Annotated in this window: 5 protein-coding genes; 2 read left to right on the top strand and 3 right to left on the bottom strand. The window is 70.7% G+C overall.

Annotated features, from left to right (window positions below; translation table 11 throughout):
* The first annotated feature begins 76 nt into the window (after positions 1–76).
* Entirely contained in the window at positions 77–1,300 is a 1,224-nt protein-coding gene (locus ACFWNV_RS38545; protein WP_383956652.1) for a serine hydrolase domain-containing protein, read from the top strand.
* 16 nt (positions 1,301–1,316) lie between these two features.
* Here ACFWNV_RS38545 and ACFWNV_RS38540 read toward each other — a convergent pair whose 3' ends face one another.
* The 3 genes from ACFWNV_RS38540 to ACFWNV_RS38530 form a co-directional block, all read right to left on the bottom strand.
* The gene (locus ACFWNV_RS38540) at positions 1,317–2,645 is read right to left on the bottom strand and encodes an MFS transporter (protein ID WP_383956655.1); all 1,329 of its coding nucleotides are present in this window, start codon (positions 2,643–2,645) and stop codon (positions 1,317–1,319) included.
* Between the two features lie 170 nt (positions 2,646–2,815).
* Complete coding sequence (locus ACFWNV_RS38535) at positions 2,816–3,472, bottom strand: MBL fold metallo-hydrolase (RefSeq protein ID WP_383956649.1); 657 nt, start codon at positions 3,470–3,472, stop codon at positions 2,816–2,818.
* 9 nt (positions 3,473–3,481) lie between these two features.
* Positions 3,482–4,171 carry a maleylpyruvate isomerase family mycothiol-dependent enzyme gene (locus ACFWNV_RS38530; protein WP_383956647.1) on the bottom strand — a complete coding sequence of 230 codons (690 nt, stop codon included), beginning with the start codon at positions 4,169–4,171 and terminating at the stop codon, positions 3,482–3,484.
* Positions 4,172–4,358: 187 nt separating this feature from the next.
* Here ACFWNV_RS38530 and uvrA point away from each other — a divergent pair, with 187 nt between their 5' ends.
* Positions 4,359–7,385: an excinuclease ABC subunit UvrA gene (gene uvrA, locus ACFWNV_RS38525; RefSeq protein WP_383956643.1), complete on the top strand. Its 3,027-nt coding sequence runs from the start codon at positions 4,359–4,361 to the stop codon at positions 7,383–7,385.
* Positions 7,386–7,415 lie beyond the last annotated feature (30 nt).

Here is a 7,415-nt window from a genome sequence, read left to right as displayed (position 1 = left end):
CGCCGAGCGACCGGGGTGGTGCGGGCCTAGGCTGATGGGACGTTTCTCTCGTCGTCGTACGACAGGAGGCCGACCCATGAGGCCGACCCGCATCAGGATGCGCAGGGCTTGTGTGGCGGCTGCCGCCGCCGGCCTGCTCATCGCCCCGGCCCTCGCGGGCTCCGCGTACGGCGCGACCGTCCCGGCCCCGTCCGCGTCCGCCGCCCCGTCCGCGGCCGGCGATACGGAGTTCCCGCAGCTCACCCCGGCCGTCGCGGCCCGACTGGACGCGGCGATCCGCCAGGTCATGGACCTGACGAAGGTGCCGGGCGTGACCGTGGGGCTCTGGGCCCCCGGCAAGGGAAGCTACGTGAAGTCCTTCGGCGTGGCCGACAAGGCGACCGGCGCACCCATGACGCCCGATCTCGGGGTGCGCATCGGCAGCGAGACCAAGACGTTCACGGTCACCGCCCTCCTCCAGCTCGTGGACCAGGGCAAGCTCTCGCTGGACGACCCGATCGGCAAGTACATCGGCGGCGTCCCGAACGGGAACCGCATCACCCTGCGCGAACTCGCGGGCATGCGCAGCGGGCTCTTCAACTACAGCGAGGACCCGGGCTTCGACAAGGAGCTCAACGGCACCTCCACCTTCACCCCGCAGCAGCTGCTCGACATCTCCTTCAAGCACCCGGTGAACTTCGAGCCGGGCGCGAAGTTCGAGTACTCCAACACCAATCTGATCCTGCTCGGCCTGCTGGTCGAGAAGATCACCGGCCGGCCGCTCCAGGAGGTCATCGCACAGGACGTCGTCAAGCCCGCGGGGCTGAGCGAGCGCACCCTCCTCGCGACGGGGACGACGTTCCCCGAGCCGCACGCGCACGGCTACACGAACGATCTGCCCGGCGGCAAGATCGTGGACGCGACGAACTTCGACCCGTCCTGGGCCTGGGCGGCCGGAGCGATGGCCTCCGACCTCCAGGACCTGCGCAGCTGGGCCAAGACCCTGGCCACCGGCACGCTGCTGACCCCCGCGACCCAGGCCCAGCGCCTGAAGACCCAGCCGATCGGCATCATCCCCGGCGACGGCTACGGGCTCGGCATCTTCAACGTCCAGGGCTGGCTCGGCCACAACGGCTCGCTCCCCGGATACGAGACGCTCACCGTCTACCTGCCGGAGGAGCAGGCGACCATGGTCATCCTGCTCACCACCGACGACCTGTACAAGGGTCAGGAGCCCAGCACCCTCTTCGGCGAGGCGGTCACCAACATCGTCACCCCCGGCCATCTGTACCCGGGCCACAAGCCGGTGGAGACCAAGTAGCGGCCGGCGGGCCGGACTACACGGGGGCGGCCGTCCCGGCCGCCCCCTTCGCCGCTTCCGCTTCCGCTTCCGCGGAGCCGCCCGTCCGCTGCCGCACGACCGAGGGGTTGGTCTCCGGCAGCAGTGCGAAGCAGGCCAGTGAGACCAGGGCGATCGCCGTCAGGTACACGGCGACGGCCCACGGCGGGCCGGAGCCGTCCGCCAGCGCCGTCGCCACGATCGGGGTCAGCGCACCGCCCAGCACCCCGCCGAGGTTGTAGCCGACGGCCGCGCCCGTGCAGCGGATCCGCGGGGCGTACAGCTCGGGCAGGTACGCGCCCACCACCGCGAACATCGTCACCATGCCGAGCAGGGCGCCGAACAGGCCCAGGGTCATCAGCAGCGGGTCCGCGGTGCGCAGCAGCCCCACGAAGGGGAACATCCACAGCGCCGAGGCCGTGCAGCCCGCCAGGCACAGCGGGCGCCGGCCGTAGCGGTCGCCGAGCACCGCGATCACCGGGGTGGCCGCCCCCTTGAGGGCGACGGCCACCATGATGCAGGCCAGCATCACGGAGCGGTGCACGCCGAGGTGTTCGGTGGCGTACGCGAGGGACCAGGTGGTGACCGCGTAGAAGACGGCGTAGCCCACGGCCAGTGCCCCGCCGGTGAGCAGGAGCAGGCGCCAGTGGCCCCGTAGGACCTCGGTCAACGGGGCCTCGGCCTTGCGGCCGGTCTCCGCCAGCGCCCGGAACTGCGGGGTCTCCTCCACCGAGCGGCGCAGCCACAGCCCGGTCAGGGCGAGCAGCCCCGCCACCCAGAACGGCACCCGCCAGCCCCAGGCGGCGAACTGCCCGTCGGACAGCGTGCTCGACAGGGTCAGCATCAGTCCGTTGGCCAGCAGGAACCCCACCGCCGGGCCCATCTGCGGGAAGCTCGACCACAGTCCGCGCCGCCCCTCGGGGGCGTGCTCCGAGGTCAGCAGCACGGCGCCGCCCCACTCCCCGCCGAGGCCGAGGCCCTGGAGGAAGCGCAGCAGGACCAGCAGGACCGGCGCGGCCATCCCGATGGAGGCGTACGAGGGCACGCAGCCCACCGCCACCGTGGCCAGGCCGGTGAGCAGCAGGGAGGCGAGCAGGACCGGGCGGCGGCCGTACCGGTCGCCGATGTGGCCGAAGACGGCGGAGCCGAGGGGCCGGGCGAGGAAGCCGACACCGAAGGTGCCGAAGGCGGCGAGGGTGCCGGCGAGCGGGGAGAAGGAAGGGAAGAAGAGCGGGCCCAGGACCAGGGCGGCGGCGGTGCCGTAGACGAAGAAGTCGTAGAACTCGATGGCGGTGCCGACGAGGGAGGCCGCGGCGAGCCGGAGCATCGAGGGGGGCGGGGAGGCGGGTGCGGCGGGGGCCGCGGGGGAGGGGTCTTGTTGCATGGTGCAGCAATTACCCCGCCCCGCGGCCTCAGGACGTGCGTTCGGCCATCAATGACCGGAAGGGAGTGCGGCCCGGCGCGAGGTTGACGGGCCGGTGGTCCCCAAGCCGTCCGCTACCAGCCGCGCTCGCGCCATTCGGCCAGGTGGGGACGCTCGGCGCCGAGCGTGGTGTCGTTGCCGTGGCCGGGGTAGACCCAGGTCTCGTCCGGCAGGCGGTCGAAGAGCTGGCGCTCCACGTCGTTCACGAGCTGGACGAAGGCCTTCGGGTCGCCCCAGGTGTTGCCGACGCCGCCGGGGAAGAGGCAGTCGCCGGTGAACACGTGCGGGTGGCCGTGCGGGTCGTCGTAGACCAGCGCGATGGACCCGGGGGTGTGGCCGACCAGGTGGCGGGCGGTCAGCGTGACCCGGCCGACCGTGATCGTGTCCCCGTCCTCGACGGGCACGTCGGTCGGGACCGGGATGCCCTCCGCGTCGTAGCGGCCCGCGTACGTCCGCGCGCCGGTCGCCGCGACCACGTCCGCCAGTGCGCCCCAGTGGTCCCCGTGCTGGTGGGTGGTGACCACGGCGGTGATGCCGCCGTCGCCGATCAGGCTCAGCAGGGTCTCCGGCTCCGCCGCCGCGTCGATCAGCAGCTGCTCGTCGGTGGCCCGGCAGCGCAGCAGGTAGGCGTTGTTGTTCATGCCCCCCACCGCGACCTTCGAAATCATCAGGTCCGAGAGTTCGTGCACGTCGGCCGGACCGCCGACCTTGACCGCTCCGCTGTACGTCATGGACCGATCCTAGAGCGGAGGGAGGACCGGCAGCGGTCCGCCCTCGGTGATCAGGGAAGCTCCCTTGTCCGCACGGCCGGCCAGCCAGCCCAGGAGCGCGGCGGCGGTGCCGGTGACGGTGACGGCCGGGTCGCCTTCGGAGCCGGTCCGCCAGTGGCGCCCGTCGGTGGCGGAGAGGGCCGTGGGCGGCACCTCCGGGCGTCCCGACCAGCGCTCGGCGAGGAACTCGATCTCCCGGCCGGTGAACTCCTCGGAGAGGTCGGAGAGCTCGTAGCCGATGTTCAGGTCGACGTGGTGCAGCTCGATCTCGATCAGGCGCCGGAAGGGCACCCGGGCCGCACTGTCGGTGACCCCGTTGCGCAGTTCCACGGTGCGGGTCCAGTCCTGCGGACGTGCGGCGACGTCCTGCCAGCGGTCCGCGGAATTCCGGACGTCCTCGAGCTGTTCCAGCAGAGGACGCCCCGCATCGCGCTCGATGTCGGATTCCCGGGAGGTGGCGCTCTCGTACATCGGGCGGCCTTCGAAGACCTCGACCAGGGCGTCCGCGTTCCGGGCGAGGTGGGCCAGGACGTGTCCGCGGCTCCAGCCGGGGAGACGTGACTCTTCGGCCAGGGAAGCGTTGTCCAGCTTCGCGGCCGCTGTCAGCAGCCGATCGGTGGCCTCACGTACGGAGCGCAGGTCGTGCGCATGATCAATCATGCGGCCGAGCCTAGTGGTCCAGGGGCCCTCGCCACACGATCGGGTGAAGAGGGCTGCGGAGTGCCGGAAATCGAATGCACGTGCTATACGCTCGGAGTCCAGTCTCCCACTCCACCGCAGAGGCGCCCCCCAATACCCTGGGACGGGGGCCAGTGCCCCCGCTCTCTCAAGAAAGGTGCGGACCGGCGTGACCGACCGTCTCATCGTTCGTGGCGCTCGCGAGCACAACCTCAAGAACGTCTCTCTTGACCTGCCGCGCGACTCGCTCATCGTCTTCACCGGACTCTCCGGGTCGGGCAAGTCCTCCCTGGCCTTCGACACGATCTTCGCCGAGGGCCAGCGCCGCTACGTCGAGTCGCTCTCCTCGTACGCCCGCCAGTTCCTCGGCCAGATGGACAAGCCCGACGTCGACTTCATCGAGGGCCTCTCCCCGGCCGTCTCCATCGACCAGAAGTCCACCTCGCGCAACCCCCGCTCCACCGTCGGCACCATCACCGAGGTCTACGACTACCTCCGCCTGCTCTTCGCGCGCATCGGCAAGCCCCACTGCCCCGAGTGCCGCCGGCCGATCTCGCGGCAGTCGCCGCAGGCGATCGTCGACAAGGTGCTCGCGCTGCCCGAGGGCAGCCGCTTCCAGGTGCTCTCGCCGCTGGTGCGCGAGCGCAAGGGCGAGTTCGTCGACCTCTTCGCCGACCTCCAGACCAAGGGCTACAGCCGTGCCCGGGTGGACGGGGAGACGATCCAGCTCTCCGAACCGCCCACGCTGAAGAAGCAGGAGAAGCACACCATCGAGGTGGTCATCGACCGCCTCACCGTCAAGGACAGCGCCAAGCGCCGGCTGACGGACTCCGTGGAGACCGCCCTCGGGCTCTCGGGCGGCATGGTGATCCTGGACTTCGTCGACCTCGCCGAGGACGACCCCGAGCGTGAGCGGATGTACTCCGAGCACCTCTACTGCCCGTACGACGACCTCTCCTTCGAGGAGCTGGAGCCGCGCTCCTTCTCCTTCAACTCGCCCTTCGGCGCCTGCCCCGAGTGCACCGGCATCGGTACGCGCATGGAGGTGGACCCGGAGCTGATCGTCCCGGACGAGGACAAGTCCCTGGACGAGGGCGCGGTCTCGCCGTGGTCGCTCGGCCACACCAAGGACTACTTCCAGCGGCTGATCGGCGCGCTCGCCACGGAGCTCGGCTTCCGCACCGACATCGCGTGGGCCGGACTGCCGCTGCGGGCGAAGAAGGCCCTGCTGTACGGCCACAAGACCCAGATCGAGGTCCGCTACCGCAACCGGTACGGGCGCGAGCGGGCCTACACCACGGCCTTCGAGGGCGCGGTGCCGTTCGTGAAGCGGCGCCACTCGGAGTCCGAGAGCGACGCCAGCCGCGAGCGCTTCGAGGGCTACATGCGCGAGGTGCCCTGCCCCACCTGCCAGGGCACCCGGCTCAAGCCGATCGTCCTCGCGGTGACGGTGATGGACAGCTCCATCGCCGATGTCGCCGCGATGTCGATCAGCGAGTGCGCGGACTTCCTCGGGCGCCTCAAGCTCGACGCCCGCGACAAGAAGATCGCCGAGCGGGTCCTCAAGGAGGTCAACGAGCGGCTGCGCTTCCTCGTCGACGTCGGCCTGGACTACCTCTCCCTCAACCGCGCCGCCGGCACCCTCTCGGGCGGCGAGGCCCAGCGCATCCGCCTCGCCACCCAGATCGGCTCCGGCCTGGTGGGCGTGCTGTACGTGCTGGACGAGCCCTCCATCGGCCTGCACCAGCGGGACAACCACCGCCTCATCGAGACCCTCGTGCGGCTGCGGGACATGGGCAACACCCTCATCGTCGTCGAGCACGACGAGGACACCATCAAGGTGGCCGACTGGGTCGTGGACATCGGCCCGGGCGCCGGCGAGCACGGCGGCAAGGTCGTGCACAGCGGCTCGCTGAAGGACCTGCTGAAGAACCCCGAGTCGATCACCGGCCAGTACCTGTCCGGCAAGCGGTCCATCCCGCTCCCCGACGTACGCCGTCCCGTGGACCCCTCGCGCAAGCTCACGGTCCACGGCGCCAAGGAGAACAACCTCCAGGACATCGACGTGTCCTTCCCGCTGGGCGTGCTCACGGCGGTGACGGGCGTATCGGGCTCCGGCAAGTCGACACTGGTCAACGACATCCTGTACACCCACCTCGCCCGCGAGCTCAACGGCGCCCGGTCGGTGCCGGGACGGCACACGCGGGTGGACGGCGACGACCTCGTCGACAAGGTCGTGCACGTGGACCAGTCGCCGATCGGCCGGACCCCCCGGTCCAACCCGGCCACGTACACCGGTGTCTTCGACCACGTGCGCAAGCTCTTCGCGGAGACGATGGAGGCGAAGGTGCGCGGCTACCTGCCGGGCCGCTTCTCCTTCAACGTGAAGGGCGGCCGGTGCGAGAACTGCTCCGGCGACGGCACGATCAAGATCGAGATGAACTTCCTGCCGGACGTGTACGTCCCGTGCGAGGTCTGCCACGGCGACCGGTACAACCGGGAGACGCTGGAGGTCCACTACAAGGGCAAGTCCATCGCCGAGGTCCTGAACATGCCGATCGAGGAGGCCGCCGGCTTCTTCGAGGCCGTTCCGACGATCTCGCGGCACCTGAAGACGCTGAACGAGGTGGGTCTCGGGTACGTCCGCCTCGGCCAGTCGGCGCCGACCCTGTCGGGCGGCGAGGCGCAGCGCGTGAAGCTGGCCTCGGAGCTCCAGAAGCGGTCGACCGGGCGGACGGTGTACGTCCTGGACGAGCCGACGACGGGCCTGCACTTCGAGGACATCTCGAAGCTGATCAAGGTGCTGTCGGGGCTGGTCGACAAGGGCAACACGGTGATCGTCATCGAGCACAACCTCGATGTCGTCAAGACCGCGGACTGGGTCGTGGACATGGGTCCCGAGGGCGGGTACGGCGGCGGCCTCGTCGTCGCCGAGGGCACGCCGGAGCAGGTCGCCTCGGTGGGAGCGAGCCACACGGGCAAGTTCCTGCGGGACATCCTGGGCGCGGACCGGGTCCTGGACGGTGCGCAGGCGGCCGCTCCCGCGAAGAAGGCGGCCGTGCGGAAGAAGGCGGCTCCCGCCGCGGCGGCGACGAAGGCCGTGGCGAAGAAGGCTGTGGCGAAGAAGGCCGTGGCGAAGGAGGCGGCCACCGAGGCGCCTGCGAAGAAGGCGGCCACGCGGGCGCGCAAGGCGTAGCCCTCCGGAGGCGGCGCCGGTCCCGTTGTC

It is taken from the genome of Streptomyces sp. NPDC058401 (assembly GCF_042722885.1).
Taxonomy (GTDB): Bacteria; Actinomycetota; Actinomycetes; order Streptomycetales; family Streptomycetaceae; genus Streptomyces.
This window is presented reverse-complemented; position numbering and strand designations above follow the sequence as displayed.

What these genes read in the sequence shown, in the direction of transcription:
- ACFWNV_RS38545 (WP_383956652.1), top strand. Translation starts at nt 77, where the DNA reads ATGAGGCCGACCCGCATCAGGATGCGCAGGGCTTGTGTGGCGGCTGCC.
- ACFWNV_RS38540 (WP_383956655.1), bottom strand. Translation starts at nt 2,645, where the DNA reads ATGCTCCGGCTCGCCGCGGCCTCCCTCGTCGGCACCGCCATCGAGTTC.
- ACFWNV_RS38535 (WP_383956649.1), bottom strand. Translation starts at nt 3,472, where the DNA reads ATGACGTACAGCGGAGCGGTCAAGGTCGGCGGTCCGGCCGACGTGCAC.
- ACFWNV_RS38530 (WP_383956647.1), bottom strand. Translation starts at nt 4,171, where the DNA reads ATGATTGATCATGCGCACGACCTGCGCTCCGTACGTGAGGCCACCGAT.